The sequence below is a fragment of the Alteromonas sp. KUL42 genome (assembly GCF_006538325.1).
Taxonomy (GTDB): Bacteria; Pseudomonadota; Gammaproteobacteria; order Enterobacterales; family Alteromonadaceae; genus Alteromonas.
Window position 1 is genome coordinate 25,884 of the sequence record NZ_BJKK01000019.1, and the last position, 17,149, is coordinate 43,032.

Consider the following 17,149-nt stretch of genomic DNA (forward strand, 5'->3'; position numbering starts at 1 on the left):
AAGGCCCAACATTAACGTTGGGCTTTTTTTTAACTGGAGTCACTGTGAAGAAGTTAATCAGTATTCTGTCTTTTTGTATTTTATTGTCAGCATGTTCAAGTAGCGGCAGCTTCAATATTCCTGAAATTGGACCCAGTGTGCCACGTATTCAATTTGAAAATATGTTTTTACGAGGTGTATTCAATTGGTGGGAAGCCGACCCAAACTACAAATTTAAGCGCGCTAACTCTGGCTGGATTGTTGATGTTGAGCTAATCGCTGATGGTCAGCCATATGACTTTAGGTTGTCAGATGATAAGTGGACACCCTCACAAAGCTGCGGTGGAAAATATAAAGGGCAACCTGTCATGTTAGCGGCAAATGTTTATTTGATTTGTGAACAAGCGTCAGAGAACCTTCAGTTTACCCCTTCTTCAACGGGTACGTATCGCTTTGCTATAAACCCGGCAAGTGCGGGAGAAATTGTACTAACCGTATCGAAGCTATAATAGCCGCTACAATCAAGGAGGGATGGAACGTCCCTTCTCTTTACTCTATCGTTAAGTTTGTTTTCTTAGTCTAAATACCAGACTGCGTAGCTCGGTATATTTGGCTATTAAATAGTGGCATCTGAGCGACGTTTTCTATTTGTATTGAATTTCAATATCTCTCAGCTTTTCTCTATATTCTGCTATCTTGTTAGGTTCATTTAGAAAGCCTTCTAGATTTTTTTCGATATTTGCTATTTCCTTTCTCAGTTCATAATGCGCTGTCGCGTTGGTTTGTCCAAGAAATATTGAGATGTTTCGAAGGTCTGAAAGGCAGCACTCTTTTAGATCTTCGTTATATTGTTCACCAAGGAATCTAACCATATTATCGCTTGTTGAACTTACTTCGCTAAGCAAGGGTGGAATTGGGATTTCGTCTACACTTTTCTTAAAAGCGACTGTTCTATCTATGGAGCGTAATAAAAGTGCTACGGCTTCTTCACCAGCACTTTTTTCATAGGTTAAAAAGCGTGTTTTAAGTGATCGTAGCGCTTCACTTTCAATACCCACTATTTTTGCTTCTTTGAAGACATGTTCTGCATGAATAACTAATTCGCTAGCGTAAGTGATGTGATTGAGGTCGCTTAGAAGATTACCAGTCAGTTTCGTATCTAGAACACTATCTGCTTGTTGTATTAGTAGAGACTGATCGGTGAGTGCTTTTTTAAAACGTATTTCTGATTCTGTTAGGCTTTGCGTTTTGCTGCATGACGTTAGTGCTGTTGTTAATAGCGCTATTGATACAAAAGCGAAATATTTTACGTTAGTCATTTATAAATCCCTATATTTGTAGTCATCCTGATCCAATGTATTTTTAGGTTTCGAACTTATTGGTGGTTTAACAATTCAATATATGCATGCTTCGAGAAATAGATGCATTGAATTTCTCGGACAAAAAAGGCGATTTTAATTAATCGCCTTTTTATCATTTAAACACAAAGAGCAGGAAACTAAACGTCCAGATTTTCTACTTTTAACGCGTTCGCCTCGATAAATTCACGACGAGGTTCAACCTGGTCACCCATCAGCGTGGTGAACAACTGGTCGCAGCCAATAGCGTCTTCAATAGTAACTTGAAGCATACGACGGCTATTAGGGTCCATTGTAGTTTCCCACAATTGTTCAGGGTTCATTTCACCCAACCCTTTATAACGTTGAATGTACTGTCCACGTTTCGCTTCGCCCATTAGCCATTCTAGTGCAGCTTTAAATGACTCTACAGGTTGCTTACGCTCACCACGTTGTATGTATGCATCAGCGCCCATCATATCGTTAATAGCAAGATTCAACTCTTTTAAACGCTGATATTCAGACGACTCAATAAACTCATGATCTATGATGTACTCATAATCAATACCATGCATACGCATGATAATCGTAATAAAGTATTCGCTTAGTTCGGCATCATGACGAATTTCATAACGATAAGTAGCGCCGTCATTCTCACGCTCTGTAAGCTGCGCTACGAAGTGTTCAGCTACGTTTGCTAGGGTTGCTTCGTCTTTTAGATCAGAAAGGTTCAGCGTAGGTGTATACAGCATTCTGTATAAAATTGATTGCGGCATAATACGCTTCATGCGTGCAATCATCTTTTCTACAGATTGATATTGCTTAACTAAGTTCTCAAGCCCTACACCACTAATACCAGGGTCATCACTGCTTGTATGAAGCGATGCTCCGTCGATTGCAATTGAAGTAAGGTAATTCGTTAGCGCATCATCGTCTTTTAGATACTGTTCTTGCTTACCTTTCTTCACTTTATACAACGGTGGTTGTGCAATATAGACGTAGCCACGTTCAATGATTTCTGGCATTTGACGATAGAAGAAAGTAAGTAGCAGAGTACGAATATGAGAACCATCAACATCAGCATCGGTCATAATGATAATACTATGGTAACGTAACTTTTCAGGGTTATATTCATCTCGACCAATACCACAGCCAAGAGCGGTGATAAGCGTAGCTACTTCTTGAGATGACAGCATCTTATCAAAACGCGCTTTTTCTACGTTAAGGATTTTACCTTTGAGCGGTAGGATAGCTTGGTTCTTACGATTACGTCCCTGCTTAGCTGAACCGCCAGCAGAGTCACCCTCCACTATATAAAGTTCACTAAGAGCGGGGTCTTTTTCTTGGCAATCAGCCAACTTACCAGGAAGCCCAGCAAGATCTAATGCACCTTTACGTCGTGTCATTTCACGCGCTTTACGTGCAGCTTCACGAGCACGGGCGGCATCAATAATTTTCCCAGCGATAATCTTACTTTCAGATGGGTTCTCTAAAAGGAAATCAGCAAGCTTTTCGTTCATAGCCGATTCAACAGCTGGGCGAACTTCAGATGAAACCAATTTATCTTTTGTCTGAGAACTAAATTTAGGATCAGGAACTTTTACTGAGATTACGGCAGTTAGTCCTTCACGAGCATCATCACCACTGGCATTAGTTTTGGCTTTCTTGTTAAGCCCTTCCTTTTCCATGTAGTTGTTTAATGTACGTGTTAACGCGCCACGGAAACCCGCCAAATGCGTTCCACCGTCGCGCTGTGGAATATTATTGGTAAAACAGAATACGTTTTCTTGGAAGCTATCATTCCACTGCATCGCAACTTCAACCGCGATGCCATCTTCTTGCTCACTGGCAAAATGAAATACTTTTTGATGTACAGGTGTCTTCTTTTCATTCAAGTATTCAACGAATGCTTGAATACCACCTTCATACATAAAGTGGTCTTCTTTCCCATCTCTCTCATCTTTAAGACGAATAGACACACCCGAGTTTAAGAAAGAAAGTTCACGTAACCTCTTCGCTAGAATTTCATAGTGATAAAGCGTATCAGTAAACGTATCAGAACTTGGCCAGAAGCGGATCATGGTTCCGGTTTTATCAGTATCACCTGTAACTGCTAATGGCGCTTGTGGAACACCATGTTGGTATTCTTGTTCATGAGCTTTACCGCCACGACGGATACGAAGCTTTAAACGGCTAGATAGCGCATTCACTACCGAAACACCTACACCGTGTAGACCACCAGATACCTTATATGAATTATCGTCGAATTTACCGCCGGCGTGTAACACTGTCATAATAACTTCTGCTGCTGAAACGCCTTCTTCAGGGTGCAATTCCGTAGGAATACCACGACCATCATCTGATACAGATACTGAACCATCACTGTGAATTAGCACAGTAATCTCAGAACAATGTCCAGCAAGTGCTTCATCGATAGAGTTATCGACCACCTCAAAAACCATGTGGTGCAATCCGGTTCCATCATCGGTATCACCGATATACATACCCGGGCGCTTTCTTACGGCGTCTAATCCTTTAAGTACTTTAATACTGGACGAGTCGTAGTTGTTCTCTGATGACATACTAGCTTTTACTCCTCTTTCACGCTTCCATGTTCCACGTGAAACATTTTCTTTTCGTTGTATTTTTGTATAAATGCAAGTTGCGAGGATTCAATGGCAGTAACGAAAACCTGCGTATCCATATCTAGCAACCCGTCAATAAATTGTTCTCTTTTATCTGCATCTAACTCTGCCCCAACATCATCAAGTAAAAAAATACTTTTACGTTGGGTGGCAGTATTGAACAACCTAGTTTGAGACATTTGTAGCGCAGCTACAGCCATTCTAAGCTGTCCTCTAGATAAAAGCTCCTGAGCATTTACCCCATTCACTTTTAGCCTTAAATCTGCTTTGTGAGGGCCAGAAGATGTATGCCCTATTTTACCATCATAATCGCGCTTTTTAACTAGGCTTTCAGATAAAGAGAGATCTTTTTCCCATCCTTTATAATAACTCAAATCAACTTCAAAGTTGGGAAGAAATTCCTTAGCGTACTCTCTAAAGATTGGAACGATACCGCTTACGTATTCTTCCCTAGTCTCAGTCAGCCTTTCACCGAGTTCAGAGAATTGACTTTCCCAATACTGATTTGCAGGCGCCATTAAATTCGCTTGTTGCTTTAATAACGCATTTCTGTGTTTTAAAAACTTTGCATACTGAGCAGAAAGCAACTGGAACTGATGTTTCACGTGAAACAATCCCCAGTCACAAAATCGACGACGTTCCGCAGGAGACCCTATAATAAGGTCAGTACTTTGAGGTGTAAAAAGCTGAATAGGCACAAGGCTAACTAAATCGGAAAGCTTCGTAGAATGTTGACCATTGATGCTACAAGTGAAGCTCTCATTGCGACTTCGCTGAATCCCCAACTTTAATACGTCACCATCGTCATTCTTACATGAACTAAAAACACTGAATGCGTCCTCATCATGCTGAATCACTGAACCGTGTTTATTGGTGCGAAAGGAACGACCAAACCCCAAATAATAGAGCGCTTCTAATAACGAGGATTTTCCACTGCCGTTTACGCCTTGTATTATTGTAAGCGATGGTGATGGAGAAAAAGAAACAGAAGATAGGTTACGAAACCGAGTAATCTGTACACGGTCAAGTTTCATAGTGCCACACTGATAAAACAAAGAAGCGATATACTTGTTGTACATCGCCCCTTAAAAATATTGGAATACACCTTGGTGTATGGAATGATGAATGTGTTAATAACTAGTCGAACTACAAACGCATTGGCATTATGACATACAACGCAGAATCATCAGCGCTGTCTTCAATTAACGCACTAGCATTTGAGTCAGACAAGCTTACTTTGACGCTATCGGTACCCAACGCATTCAATACGTCAATTAAATAAGCGACGTTAAAACCTATTTCTAAGTCATCGCCCTGATACTGAACATCCACAATTTCTTCTGCTTCTTCTTGCTCAGGGTTATTGGCAGTAATCTTCAACTCACCCGATGACAAATTTAGGCGAACACCACGAAACTTTTCATTAGAAAGAATTGCAGCGCGAGAGAATGCTTCTTTAAGTACCGCTTTACTTGCTATAACTTCTTTATCACCATTTTGAGGTAAAACGCGGCGATAGTCTGGAAAACGACCGTCTACAAGTTTTGAAGTAAAAATGAAATCATTTGAAAAAATACGTAAATGGTTAGCGCCTATTTGTACTTTCAAAGATTTATCGTCTTCACTAATCAAACGAGAAATTTCTAAGACACCTTTACGAGGAATTATAACTTGGCGTGAAGGTAAGGCAGTTTCGTAATTTAGACGACAAAGGGCCAGACGGTGACCATCGGTAGCCACTGTGCGAATTACATTCTCTTCTGTTTCTAACGACATACCATTTAGGTAATAACGAACATCCTGCTGAGCCATTGAAAAACTAGTAGAATCAATAAGACGTTTTAAGTCACTGCAAGTTAATTCAAACTCAACCTCGCCTTCCCAATCTTCTAAATTAGGATAATCATTGGCAGATAGCGTCGACAAGGTATAACGACCACGACCAGCACGAATTAACGCTTTACTGCCGTCGATAGAGAAATGGATATCCGTACCTTCAGAAATACCGCGAATTATATCGAACAACTTTTTAGCTGGAACGGTAATTTCGCCTTCCGTAAACTCACCTTCTAATTTAACACTAGAGATAAGCTCAACTTCTAAATCTGTACCTGTTAGCCATAGTGCGTCCTCACTAACTTTTATGAGAACGTTTGAAAGTATAGGCAGTGTGTGTCGGCGCTCTACTGCACCTGACACTAATTGAAGTGGCTGTAAAAATTGTTCGCGGCTTATAGTAAATTTCATTGCGGTGCTATCTCGCCTCTAAAGTCGTGTTGTTAGGAAGATAAAGTCCTAATGAGGTTCTTATAGTCCTCTTTTATATCATGACTTTCTTCTCTTAGCTGCTCTATTTTTCTACATGCGTGCAATACTGTGGTGTGATCCCTACCACCAAATGCGTTACCTAACTCCGGTAAACTATGGTTAGTCAGCTCTTTGGCCAATGCCATGGCAACCTGACGAGGACGAGCAACACTGCGGCTTCTTCGCTTAGACAAAATATCAGCTACTTTTATCTTATAATAATCTGCCACTGTTTTCTGAATATTATCTACCGTTACAAGCTTTTCTTGTAATGCCAGCAAATCGCGAAGCGCCTCGCGAACAAAATCAATGGTAATGGGTCTACCGGTAAAATTAGCATTAGCGATAACCCGGTTTAATGCCCCTTCTAACTCACGTACATTCGAGCGCAAGCGTTTAGCAATGAAAAACGCGACTTCGTTAGGCAGATGAATTCTATTTTCCGCAGCTTTACGCATCAAAATAGCAACACGGGTTTCTAATTCAGGAGGTTCAATGGCTATCGTCAAACCCCATCCAAAACGAGATTTTAGCCTATCCTCTACCCCGTCAATCTCTTTTGGGTATCTATCAGACGTCAGAATTATCTGTTGATTACCTTCTAACAGCGCATTAAAGGTATGAAAAAATTCTTCCTGTGAACGTTCTTTGTTTGCAAAGAACTGAATATCATCAATAAGCAACGCATCTACACTGCGATAGAAACGTTTAAAATCTTCAATCGCATTGTTTTGAAGTGCTTTAACCATATCCTGCACAAAACGCTCTGAGTGCATGTAAACAATTTTCGCATCACCGTTATTTGCTACTATGCCGTTACCTACAGCATGTAATAAGTGAGTCTTACCTAAACCCGTTCCACCGTATATAAACAGTGGGTTATAAGAACCACCTGGGTTATTTGCTACTTGCGTTGCAGCTGCCCTCGCTAGTTGGTTTGATTTACCTTCTACGAAGTTATCAAATTGATAGGTTGGGTTGATATTACTCTTGTGCTTCATTGCTTCAGGGATCGGGATCACTTTAGGCGGTGTGTGCGATCGCGGCGGTTGTCCGTAACTATTACCGTTATTAGTAGCTCGATCGTAGTGATCAGAGCGTGCCGATTCCATATTGTGATCGTTCTGCTGATACCCAAAACTACCATTATTTTGACTATAGTTAGGGCTCGCTTGAGTTGGCATTCTCGACTGGCCATCCCTACCCATTGCCACATTATTTGCAGATGGTTGAGATGCGTTATGCGGCGCTGCAGAAGGAGTACTAGTATTACCTGCGTTATAACGGCTAGGCGTATTAACGGTAGATTGACTTGATTGTTGCGTTGCTGCAGGAGCCGAACGGTTTAAACTTTGACGACTCATAACTTCTAGATGAAGTTGAGGTGCATCTGCACCTGCAAACTCACGTAGCAACGCGGTAATATTGTTAAGGTATTTATCTCTTACCCAATCGAGAACAAAACGATTAGGGGCATATAAGGCAACGTAACCATCCTGCTCTTCACAAACAAGTGGTCGAATCCACATACTAAACTGCTGCGTCGGTAATTCCTGACGTAGCCTTTCAAGACATTGGTTCCATAATGACATGGTACGTTGTTAGCTCCCGTAACTCGCGTAAACGACCAACTCGAGACGTCAGCACAAAAATGCTGGCATCAAAAAGAAACCATAAAGCACCATTAATATAATAGCGATGGGGATGTTGGGTAACAGCGAGAAAATAGTTATCGTTTTAATCGCTGTGGATTATCTTACTTTATCAACAAAAAGTAAATGACGATCCCACACGATCATGACGATCAAAATTGTAATATATTGAATATATGAAACTTTTCTTTTAGATCAAATCACAATAGCATGCGTGACAATTGTTCTAAATTACGATAAAAAATGCGATAGATCCCCTTGCTTTTTTACTTAAACTAACAGTTTTTCACAACATACTGTGGATAACCTCAGTGTGCTATTAGCGTTATTCACAGCTTTTTTGTGCTTAAAAGTGACCTATCGATTAAAAAACAGCAAAAATTGTTCACTTATTCGTCCAAAAAGAGAGATTAGACATTGACAGTAGCCCCCGAGATCTCTAGAATTCAGCGTCCTTTTTCGATGGGCTTTTCTGGTGAAAACACCACATTGTTCTGGCAACAGAATTTTGTGTTACCAAAAACGCCTATGTTTAACTAAATATAAGTGAGACTTTGGTCATGAAAAGAACATTTCAACCGAGCAATCTTAAGCGCAAGCGTTCTCACGGTTTTCGTGCTCGTATGGCGACTAAAAACGGTCGTAAAGTACTAGCAGCTCGCCGTGCAAAAGGCCGCGCTCGTCTTTCTGCTTAATTAGAAAGACGCCAAAGTGGGCGAGAATAATTTTTCTAGGGAGTTACGTCTGTTAACTCCCTCCCACTTTACCTTTGTGTTTGATAACGCAACCCCAGCAGTATCTCCCTCTTTTACAATCTTAGCTCGAAAAAACACACTTACTACTCCACGTCTGGGTATTACACTCGCGAAAAAGCGTATTCGTAAAGCACATGACAGGAATCGCCTAAAGCGATTAGTTCGTGAAAGCTTTCGACACAAGCAGCACAATTTACCAAACGTCGATATTATCGTGATAGGTAAGTCAGGAGCTGATAACCTTAGCAACCAAGAAGTTTTCGCAACTTTAGACAAGCTATGGAAAAAATTAAACAAGCGTTGCAACAACTCTTAATTGCAGTCCCATTAGCCTTGATAAAGTGTTATCAATGGTTTATTTCGCCTGTTTTAGGGCAACGTTGTCGTTTCCATCCTTCTTGTTCTTGGTATGCTATAGACGCATTAAAAACGCATGGATTGGTAAAAGGCGGTTGGTTATCTATTAAACGCATATTAAAATGCCACCCTTTGCATGCCGGTGGATACGATCCAGTACCGGAAAAACAACAAAATAAACACTCAAAATAAAGAGACCTCTATGGAATCGCAACGTAGTTTTCTGATAATTGGCCTGGCGCTAGTTAGCTTTTTGCTTTGGCAGCAATGGCAAAAGGATTATGGACCACAGCCTATTCAGCCAGTCGCGCAAGAACAAGCTGAGCAAACGACACAAGGTGTACCGTCGTTTGAAAATGCAAGTAGTGAAGATGTACCAAGTGGTGACAGCGTGCCAGCTGCACAACCCATTGCAACTACGCAAAACACCAACCGCATTATTGAAGTAAAAACAGATACGCTAGATTTGCGAATTGATTTACTCGGTGGCGACGTGGTTACTGCTGATTTGTTGAAATTTCCAGTAAAACAAGGCTCAGAAATCCCTTACAGCCTATTGCGTTCTGGTAATGGTTTATACGTAGCACAAAGTGGTCTCATTGGCGCACAGGGCCCAGATGCTAGTAGTAGCGGCCGCCCTGTTTATAACGCGTCAGAAACCTTCTTTGAAATGACTGGCGATACCTTAGTTGTTCCTCTTACTTGGAAAAACAATCAAGGCCTATCTGTTACAAAAACCTTTACCTTCACCAAAGGTCATTACGATGTAGATGTTACTTACACCATCGAGAATGGCACAGGTACAGCTGCGACGGTTCAGCCTTATGCACAACTTAAGCAGGTTATGGCGTTTGAAGACAATAGCAATATGTTCATGCCTACATATCGCGGTGCAGCATATTCAACTGAAGATGACAGATACCAGAAATATACTTTCGATGAAATAGAAGACGACAACCTGCGCGAAACCACTAAAGCGGGTTGGGTTGGCATGCTAGAGCACTACTTTGTTTCAGCATGGGTACCTTCGCAAGAACAAACCAATACCCTTTACTCTCGCAACTTGAATAATCAATTTGCTGTTATTGGTGTGCTATCGCCTGCTGAGTCAATCAATGTCGGTGAAACTAAAACGGTTTCCTCTACCTTGTATATGGGTCCGAAAGATCAAGACAGCTTGGCTGAGATTGCACGCGGCTTAGACCTTACCGTTGACTATGGTTTCTTGTGGTGGATTTCAAAGTATCTATTTGCACTACTTCAATTCTTACATAGCTTGGTTAACAACTGGGGTGTCGCAATTATTCTCATCACGGTTATCGTGAAAGGTGCAATGTACTGGTTAACGAAGAAGCAATACGAGTCAATGGCGCGTATGCGCAACCTTGCCCCTAAAATGCAACAACTAAAAGACCGTTTCGGCGACGATAGACAAAAGATGTCACAAGCCATGATGGAGCTTTACCGCAAAGAAAAAGTAAACCCAATGGGCGGTTGTTTGCCACTGGTGCTTCAGATGCCGATTTTCCTAGCGCTATACTGGGTGCTAATGGAAAGTGTGGAATTGCGTCATGCTGACTTCGTATTGTGGATTACTGACTTATCAGTAAAAGATCCTTATTTTGTACTGCCTGTGCTAACGGGTGCGAGTATGTACCTATTGCAAAAATTGCAGCCAACCACCATTACTGATCCAATGCAGCAGAAAATCATGCAATGGATGCCAGTAGCCATGAGTGTTTTCTTCCTATGGTTCCCAGCAGGTCTGGTACTATACTGGTTAATCAGTAACGTGATTACCTTGGTTCAAGCCAAAATGATTTATGCTTCTATGGAGAAGCGGGGCATCAACAGTAAATAACACGTTGATATAAATATTTAACAGCCCGCCTTCGCGGGCTGTTTTGTCTTAAGAGGATTACAAAGTGCCATCATTCGATATTGTTTCAGAAATCAACATGGAAGAAGTTCGCAACGCAACTGAAAACGCAAGTCGTGAACTGTCTACTCGCTTTGATTTTCGCGGTATTGACGCGACTTTCGAATACAAAGATAAAACCGTTGTAATGAAAGCCGAAGCGGAATTCCAGTTACAACAAATGGAAAGCATGTTCAGAACGGCGATGTCTAAGCGCAACGTCGATACATCATCAATGGACGTGAAACCTTATGACGCCCATGGCAAAACATATCGTCAGACCATTACTTTCAAGGAAGGTATTGAACAGCCAATGGCAAAGAAAATTGTTAAGCTGGTTAAAGATGCAAAAATTAAGGTTCAAACAGCCATTCAAGGTGAAGAATTGCGCATTACGGGCAAAAAGCGTGACGACCTTCAGCAAGTTATTGCGTTGGTAAAAGAGTCGGATCTTGGCCAGCCTTTCCAATTTAAAAACTTCCGCGATTAATTATGGACTCACTCACCCTTTCTACTGACACCATCACTGCACAAGCTACTGCGCCAGGACGTGGTGGCGTTGGTATTGTTCGTGTTTCCGGCCCAAAGGCGAAGCAAATTGCCGAGGTGTTAGTTCCCACAGCACTCACACCGCGCATGGCTACCTATACCCCTTTTGTAGATAGCAATAACAATGTTATCGACCAAGGTATTGCATTGTTTTTTAAGGGCCCGAATTCCTTTACTGGTGAGGATGTACTGGAACTGCAAGGCCACGGTGGTCAAGTAGTTATGGACATGCTGATTGATGCCGTATTGGCAACAGGTAATGCACGACTGGCTAATCCTGGCGAATTCAGTGAACAAGCTTTCTTAAACGACAAACTCGATTTAGCACAAGCTGAAGCCATTGCCGACTTAATTGATGCCAGTTCACAACAAGCAGCTAAAAGTGCACTTAGGTCGCTACAGGGTGAGTTTTCTACACAGATTCAAGCGTTATCAGAACAAATAATTCACCTACGCATGTATGTGGAAGCGGCAATCGATTTTCCCGAAGAAGAAATTGATTTTCTATCTGATGGAAAAGTTTCGGGTGATTTAAGCGTGATCATGCAAAGCCTAAGCAAAGTGCGCGAACAAGCAAAGCAAGGCACTTTATTACGCGAAGGTATGCAAGTTGTCATCGCAGGCCGTCCCAATGCCGGAAAATCTAGCTTACTCAATGCACTTGCAGGTCGTGACAGTGCCATTGTGACAGACATTGCAGGTACAACGCGAGACGTTCTCAAAGAACATATCCACATTGATGGTATGCCCGTGCATATTATTGATACTGCGGGGCTTCGAGAAAGCCCTGATAAAGTTGAGCAAATTGGAATTGAAAGAGCTTGGCAAGCGATCAATGAAGCCGATCACGTACTGTTTGTGGTCGATTCAACGGCCACAAGTGTTATTGACCCATTCGAGATATGGCCAGAGTTTATGGCGAGATTACCAAGCGGTATTCCCGTTACGGTAATACGCAATAAAGCCGATTTAAGTACCCTTGATATAGGCCAAAGCGCTGTAAATACCCAGCAAGGTGACATTTCAGTTATTAATTTATCTGCTAAGCAAGGTGATGGCGTAGACACACTCAAAGCACATTTAGCCAAAACAATGGGGTTTGATACCACTACCGAAGGGCAATTTATTGCGCGGCGACGCCATATTGATGCGCTTGATCAGGCCTTTAATTACGTGAGTACTGGTGAACGACAACTCCACGACGCAATGGCCGGTGAACTGCTAGCTGAAGAGTTGCGTTTGGCACATCAGGCACTTTGTGAGATAACGGGTGAATTCACCTCAGATGACCTGTTAGGTAAGATATTTTCATCATTTTGTATTGGTAAATAGCACCAATAACACGAGATTTTTCAATACTATGAGTAAGCATTTCGAAATTATAGTTGGAACCATGTTAGGCGCTTCAGAATACGTTGCCGATGCTATTGCAGAAAAACTTTCTGCACTTGGGCATAGCTATACTATTCACCCTGAGCCCAATCTCGACGACATCAAAACACAATCAACCTGGGTTGTGTGTACCTCTACACACGGAGCTGGTGAATTACCTGATAATATTCAACCTTTTGCCAGCCAAATAAAAGACGTGTCGCTAGCACCAGTACAAGCCTATGTTATTGGTTTAGGTGATACCAGTTACGACACCTTTTGCTTTGGCGCGAAACAAATGGAAAAGCAAATTACTGACAATGGCGGGACACTGTTAGCTGATGCGCTATTTATAGACGTGCTAGAGCACCCTATTCCAGAAGATGTCGCTGTGGAATGGTTTGAACAGGTCTTAGCGAATTAACTATGAGTACACTTACCCAAGCCGAACTCGCTGCTTTGCAGTCGCCACTGTCTAACGACTGCCGCGTCTTATACTTGCTTGGGCTTCGTGTATCTGCCAATAGTGCTACAACATCAACGGCGCCAGTAGACTATAAACAACTACTTAATTTACTGAATGGCGACAATAAAGAAGAGCCCTATCAGCGAGGCAGACAAATCAATAGCTTGATAAAGCAACTTGAACAAGTGGGATTGGTGTCGTTACCTGTGGACCTAGACATTGAACACACAATTAATGGCAAGTCGTTACTGTTACCTCTTATCACTGAGCCCAAATCTGATTTTGAGCAACTTCACCAACGTCATTGTTCAATGCACGCGTCGTGGACACCCAATAAATCCCTATTTGAAGAAATGGCTGCGCTACTGGGGATTATCGACAAAACGTATGAAGACAATGATATTGGAGAGTTTGTCGCCTATTGGTTAGGTAGACCAAGTTCCGTATTCAGTGAATTTCAATGGACACAGAAATTCGCGAACAATATCAAGCGTAAGCGTTTAGCTTCTGGCTATGGTTCTGCAAACACACCAACAAAAATTGTCGGCACACAGCAAGTCAAAGTTGCAGCCGGTATAGAAGCAGATGATAATGCTAGAAAGCTGGTGGAAAAATACGCCGCATCAAAGAAGAGTTAAAGCATTATGGATCGTATCACTGACAAAATTGCCAACTTAGCGAAAGCGTTAAATAAAAACGTCGATCCGAACAATGAATATATCGACTATAAAACGCTGCGCAAGCAATACGAAGCACAGGCCAATGCAGAAATATGTCAACTTCAACAACGAACTAAAAAAGCCCGCGTAGACGCCATACACGGACGTTCGGACCTCAACCCTAAGTGGACATTTGCCAATCTAGTTGAAGACAGTGATGACGTAATTGAAGCTGTATCAATTGCACAATCGTTCATTGCTGCTCATGATGATCCAGCGTGGCGAGAAAGTGGATCGCACATGATGATCTTCTACGGTGATTACGGACGCGGGAAATCACATATTGCTGGTGCGATTGCCCATCAACTCATTGAGCAATATGAGATCTCGGTGCTTTATCGCCAGCTTTCAACCTTGCTTGAAATGCGTAACTTCTCTTTCGACTTTTCAGCTACCGATAATGCCAGCCAACGATTCAGAGAAATTAACCAAGAATTGCTAGATGTTGATTTACTTATCTTAGACGAGGTATGTGTTAACGAAAGTGCACTTAAAAAGAACGCACAAAGTTGGTTTGGCAATTTACTTCGACAACGCTTGGTGAATAAAAAGAACTGTATATTAATTACTAACCACAACTTAGCCGAGCTCGAAAATGCGCTGGGGCGCTATTGTTTCGAATCTATAAAAGAGTACGACACTTATAAAGTGCGTTTTCAAGGTCCAAGTAGGCGTGAAGGCTTAACCCTGGATCAACAAGATCTAGAAGATACAAATACCCCACCCCGTTATCAACCGAATCAAGTACGTTAATATAAATTCATCAGAAAAACATTGTAATACAGATAGTTGCGGAGCAAAGTGGTAAGCCATAGCTCCGCAGTCTTAGTACAGATTTAACGTTGTAATAAACACACTAACATTGACTTTCTGATCAATATTGTCTATTTTCGCACCACTTATCTTATTGGAGCTCACGCCATCATGAACAACTAAACCTGTTATCCAGTTCTCACTTTTTTTGGATTTACAGGGTTAGTAGGCGTGGTCTTTTCTATTTCCTACACATTGATAACACAATTGTTTAGGGCCATTGGCTTTTAGATATCGCGTTTTCATTGTTGCTCAAATAGTAAAATTACGGCTGTTGCCCTGCTTTAACAGGAAGCAATATATGCCCATTCTTAACGCTAATAACATTACATACCAACTCGATAATGGTCGTGTCCTATTTGATAATGTCTCTTTTACTTTGACTAAAAGTCGAATTGGGCTTGTTGGCAGAAACGGTGTAGGTAAATCACTACTGGCATCAATATTGGCAGGTCAAACTGCACCAACCAAAGGCACAGTTTCAACAACAAATAGCCTCGCATACTTTCATCAACAAAGTGAAGTGTTAGATGATGACACATACACAGTGGCGCATTTCCTTGATAGCTTCGATGTACTTAATGCCATTGAACGTATTGAAAAAGGCGACTGTTCGCCGCTGCTATTTGACCTTGTGGGAGATGCTTGGGACCTTAAAAACCAATTAAGCCGACAACTAAAAGATATCGGTTTACCTGATGAGCCATTCTTGCCGTGTAAACAGCTAAGTGGAGGCCAATTTACCAAACTCAGGCTTTGGAAAACTTTTAATTCAAATGCGGCTTTACTCATTCTCGACGAGCCAAGCAACCATTTAGACAGTGACAGTAAAGAGTGGCTATTAACGCGCATTAGACAATATCGCGGTCACGTCCTGATCATCAGCCATGATCGTATATTACTTAATAACATGGAGGAAATTTGGGCCCTTAGCAGCACAGGAATGAAAATATATGGGGGCAACTTTGATAACTATTTAGATCAATTGAATATAGAGAAACATGCAACCGACAAACAACTTGCAGCGGTTATAAAACAAAAGCGCAACATTGAACAACAGAGTCAAAAAAACATAGAAAAAGCAGCTCGTAGGGCAAGTCAAGGCAACAAGTTACGACATTCAGGTAGCCAAGCAAAAGTGTTACTCGATAAAAAGAAAGATAGTGCAACAGCTAGTACCGCTGGTCGAATTAGAAATGAACAGCAGCGACAAAACCAAATAAACAAAAGAGAACAAGAACTCAAAAATAAGCAGCAACAAAACACGCCACAGAGCATTGTGTTTGCAGATGTCCAATCGAAAGCAAATAGAGTTATATCCCTAATAGATGGCGTACTGCCAAAGGGCTCATCAGTGCCCATAACACTATTTATAAACGCAAACGACAAAGTGCACCTTAAAGGACGAAACGGTGTAGGCAAATCAACACTGTTAAAAACGATAATAAAAGAATACACATTAAAATCTGGAGAGTTAACTACTAACACCCCTTTGTTTTATGTCGATCAGCACTTTTCATTGGTTCAGCCAAACCTGTCAGTTTTGGACAATATCATCACACAATGTGCAAATCTTAGTGTCGTTAAAGCAAGAACACTATTGGCAGGCATTGGTATTAGAAACGACAAGGTTTTTCAAAATGCACATACGCTTAGTGGTGGAGAAAAAATGAAAGTAGCTATGCTTATTGCGGCAAACCAACCTACCTTGCCCATGCTATTACTTGACGAGCCCGACAACCATTTAGACATTGACGCTAAGTCCGTATTAGCAATTGCGCTCAATCAATATCAAGGGGGCTTTATACTTGTAACTCATGATGAAGGGTTTTCAATTGAATGTAATTTAACCAAAACGATAGTACTGGAGCATGAGTAATTGTGAAAAAACAAAGAAGAATTAATGAAAGACCTTCGTTAGAAAAGCCGTTTTTTCTTAAATTTTTTTTGATAATAGATTTAATGAGTTTTAGGAGAGGGACGATCATGCGATCTAATCACAGGATTCTGCAAAGATCTCCTCCACAGCAAGATCGCCGTGTAAGGCTTGTTGTTACGCGATCTTCTGATCACTATACATAAATAGCAAACATTTTATCCCCAACTGGATCACATCTTGATCACCCCTGTGGATAGGATCCTACAAACCACTGTGTATAAGCTCTGATCGAAAAAAGAATAACTTTTCAGTCAAGTCGGCATGTGGATAAAAAGGCTATTTATACACAAGTTCAGGAGGGGGTTATGGATCGGTGTTTCCCAAACTTATTGATCGCGTAAC

16 protein-coding genes are annotated in these 17,149 nt (G+C 41.4%); 11 read left to right on the forward strand and 5 right to left on the reverse strand.

The window, feature by feature from the left end; genetic code table 11:
- Nucleotides 1-44: 44 nt before the first annotated feature.
- Nucleotides 45-488 carry a hypothetical protein gene (locus EYR97_RS18535; protein ID WP_131095252.1) on the forward strand — a complete coding sequence of 148 codons (444 nt, stop codon included), beginning with the start codon at nt 45-47 and terminating at the stop codon, nt 486-488.
- A gap of 135 nt (nt 489-623) precedes the next feature.
- Here the strand turns inward: EYR97_RS18535 and EYR97_RS18540 are convergent, their stop codons facing one another.
- The 5 genes from EYR97_RS18540 to dnaA all read right to left on the reverse strand — a co-directional run bounded on the left by EYR97_RS18540 (nt 624) and on the right by dnaA (nt 7,860).
- Nucleotides 624-1,298: a hypothetical protein gene (locus EYR97_RS18540; protein ID WP_131095253.1), complete on the reverse strand. Its 675-nt coding sequence runs from the start codon at nt 1,296-1,298 to the stop codon at nt 624-626.
- Nucleotides 1,299-1,477: 179 nt separating this feature from the next.
- Nucleotides 1,478-3,898, reverse strand: a complete 2,421-nt coding sequence (gene gyrB, locus EYR97_RS18545; protein ID WP_131095254.1) for a DNA topoisomerase (ATP-hydrolyzing) subunit B — start codon at nt 3,896-3,898, stop codon at nt 1,478-1,480.
- Nucleotides 3,899-3,906: 8 nt separating this feature from the next.
- Nucleotides 3,907-4,995 carry a DNA replication/repair protein RecF gene (recF, locus tag EYR97_RS18550; protein WP_131095255.1) on the reverse strand — a complete coding sequence of 363 codons (1,089 nt, stop codon included), beginning with the start codon at nt 4,993-4,995 and terminating at the stop codon, nt 3,907-3,909.
- Nucleotides 4,996-5,107: 112 nt separating this feature from the next.
- The gene (dnaN, locus tag EYR97_RS18555; protein WP_131095256.1) at nt 5,108-6,208 is read right to left on the reverse strand and encodes a DNA polymerase III subunit beta; all 1,101 of its coding nucleotides are present in this window, start codon (nt 6,206-6,208) and stop codon (nt 5,108-5,110) included.
- A gap of 32 nt (nt 6,209-6,240) precedes the next feature.
- Nucleotides 6,241-7,860: a chromosomal replication initiator protein DnaA gene (gene dnaA, locus EYR97_RS18560; protein WP_131095257.1), complete on the reverse strand. Its 1,620-nt coding sequence runs from the start codon at nt 7,858-7,860 to the stop codon at nt 6,241-6,243.
- A 620-nt stretch (nt 7,861-8,480) separates the two neighbouring features.
- On the opposite strand from dnaA, the gene rpmH reads away from it, so the two are divergent.
- The 10 genes from rpmH to EYR97_RS18610 all read left to right on the forward strand — a co-directional run bounded on the left by rpmH (nt 8,481) and on the right by EYR97_RS18610 (nt 16,747).
- Nucleotides 8,481-8,615, forward strand: a complete 135-nt coding sequence (gene rpmH / locus EYR97_RS18565; RefSeq protein ID WP_014290886.1) for a 50S ribosomal protein L34 — start codon at nt 8,481-8,483, stop codon at nt 8,613-8,615.
- 16 nt (nt 8,616-8,631) lie between these two features.
- Nucleotides 8,632-8,991 carry a ribonuclease P protein component gene (rnpA, locus tag EYR97_RS18570; RefSeq protein WP_131095258.1) on the forward strand — a complete coding sequence of 120 codons (360 nt, stop codon included), beginning with the start codon at nt 8,632-8,634 and terminating at the stop codon, nt 8,989-8,991.
- Complete coding sequence (gene yidD / locus EYR97_RS18575; protein WP_207308071.1) at nt 8,976-9,224, forward strand: membrane protein insertion efficiency factor YidD; 249 nt, start codon at nt 8,976-8,978, stop codon at nt 9,222-9,224. The genes rnpA and yidD overlap by 16 nt, the downstream gene beginning before the upstream one ends.
- Before the next feature lie 10 nt (nt 9,225-9,234).
- Nucleotides 9,235-10,893: a membrane protein insertase YidC gene (yidC, locus tag EYR97_RS18580; protein ID WP_131095260.1), complete on the forward strand. Its 1,659-nt coding sequence runs from the start codon at nt 9,235-9,237 to the stop codon at nt 10,891-10,893.
- A gap of 64 nt (nt 10,894-10,957) precedes the next feature.
- Nucleotides 10,958-11,440 carry a YajQ family cyclic di-GMP-binding protein gene (locus EYR97_RS18585; RefSeq protein ID WP_131095261.1) on the forward strand — a complete coding sequence of 161 codons (483 nt, stop codon included), beginning with the start codon at nt 10,958-10,960 and terminating at the stop codon, nt 11,438-11,440.
- Between the two features lie 2 nt (nt 11,441-11,442).
- Complete coding sequence (gene mnmE, locus EYR97_RS18590; protein ID WP_131095262.1) at nt 11,443-12,831, forward strand: tRNA uridine-5-carboxymethylaminomethyl(34) synthesis GTPase MnmE; 1,389 nt, start codon at nt 11,443-11,445, stop codon at nt 12,829-12,831.
- Nucleotides 12,832-12,859: 28 nt separating this feature from the next.
- Nucleotides 12,860-13,294 (forward strand): FMN-binding protein MioC, encoded by a 435-nt coding sequence (mioC, locus tag EYR97_RS18595; RefSeq protein WP_131095263.1) that lies wholly within the window; start codon nt 12,860-12,862, stop codon nt 13,292-13,294.
- A 2-nt stretch (nt 13,295-13,296) separates the two neighbouring features.
- The gene (locus tag EYR97_RS18600) at nt 13,297-13,974 is read left to right on the forward strand and encodes a DnaT-like ssDNA-binding domain-containing protein (protein ID WP_131095264.1); all 678 of its coding nucleotides are present in this window, start codon (nt 13,297-13,299) and stop codon (nt 13,972-13,974) included.
- 6 nt (nt 13,975-13,980) lie between these two features.
- Nucleotides 13,981-14,808, forward strand: a complete 828-nt coding sequence (locus tag EYR97_RS18605) for an ATP-binding protein (protein WP_131095265.1) — start codon at nt 13,981-13,983, stop codon at nt 14,806-14,808.
- Nucleotides 14,809-15,169: 361 nt separating this feature from the next.
- On the forward strand, nt 15,170-16,747 hold the full coding sequence (locus tag EYR97_RS18610; protein ID WP_131095266.1) for an ATP-binding cassette domain-containing protein: 1,578 nt from the start codon (nt 15,170-15,172) through the stop codon (nt 16,745-16,747).
- The last annotated feature ends 402 nt before the right edge of the window (nt 16,748-17,149 follow it).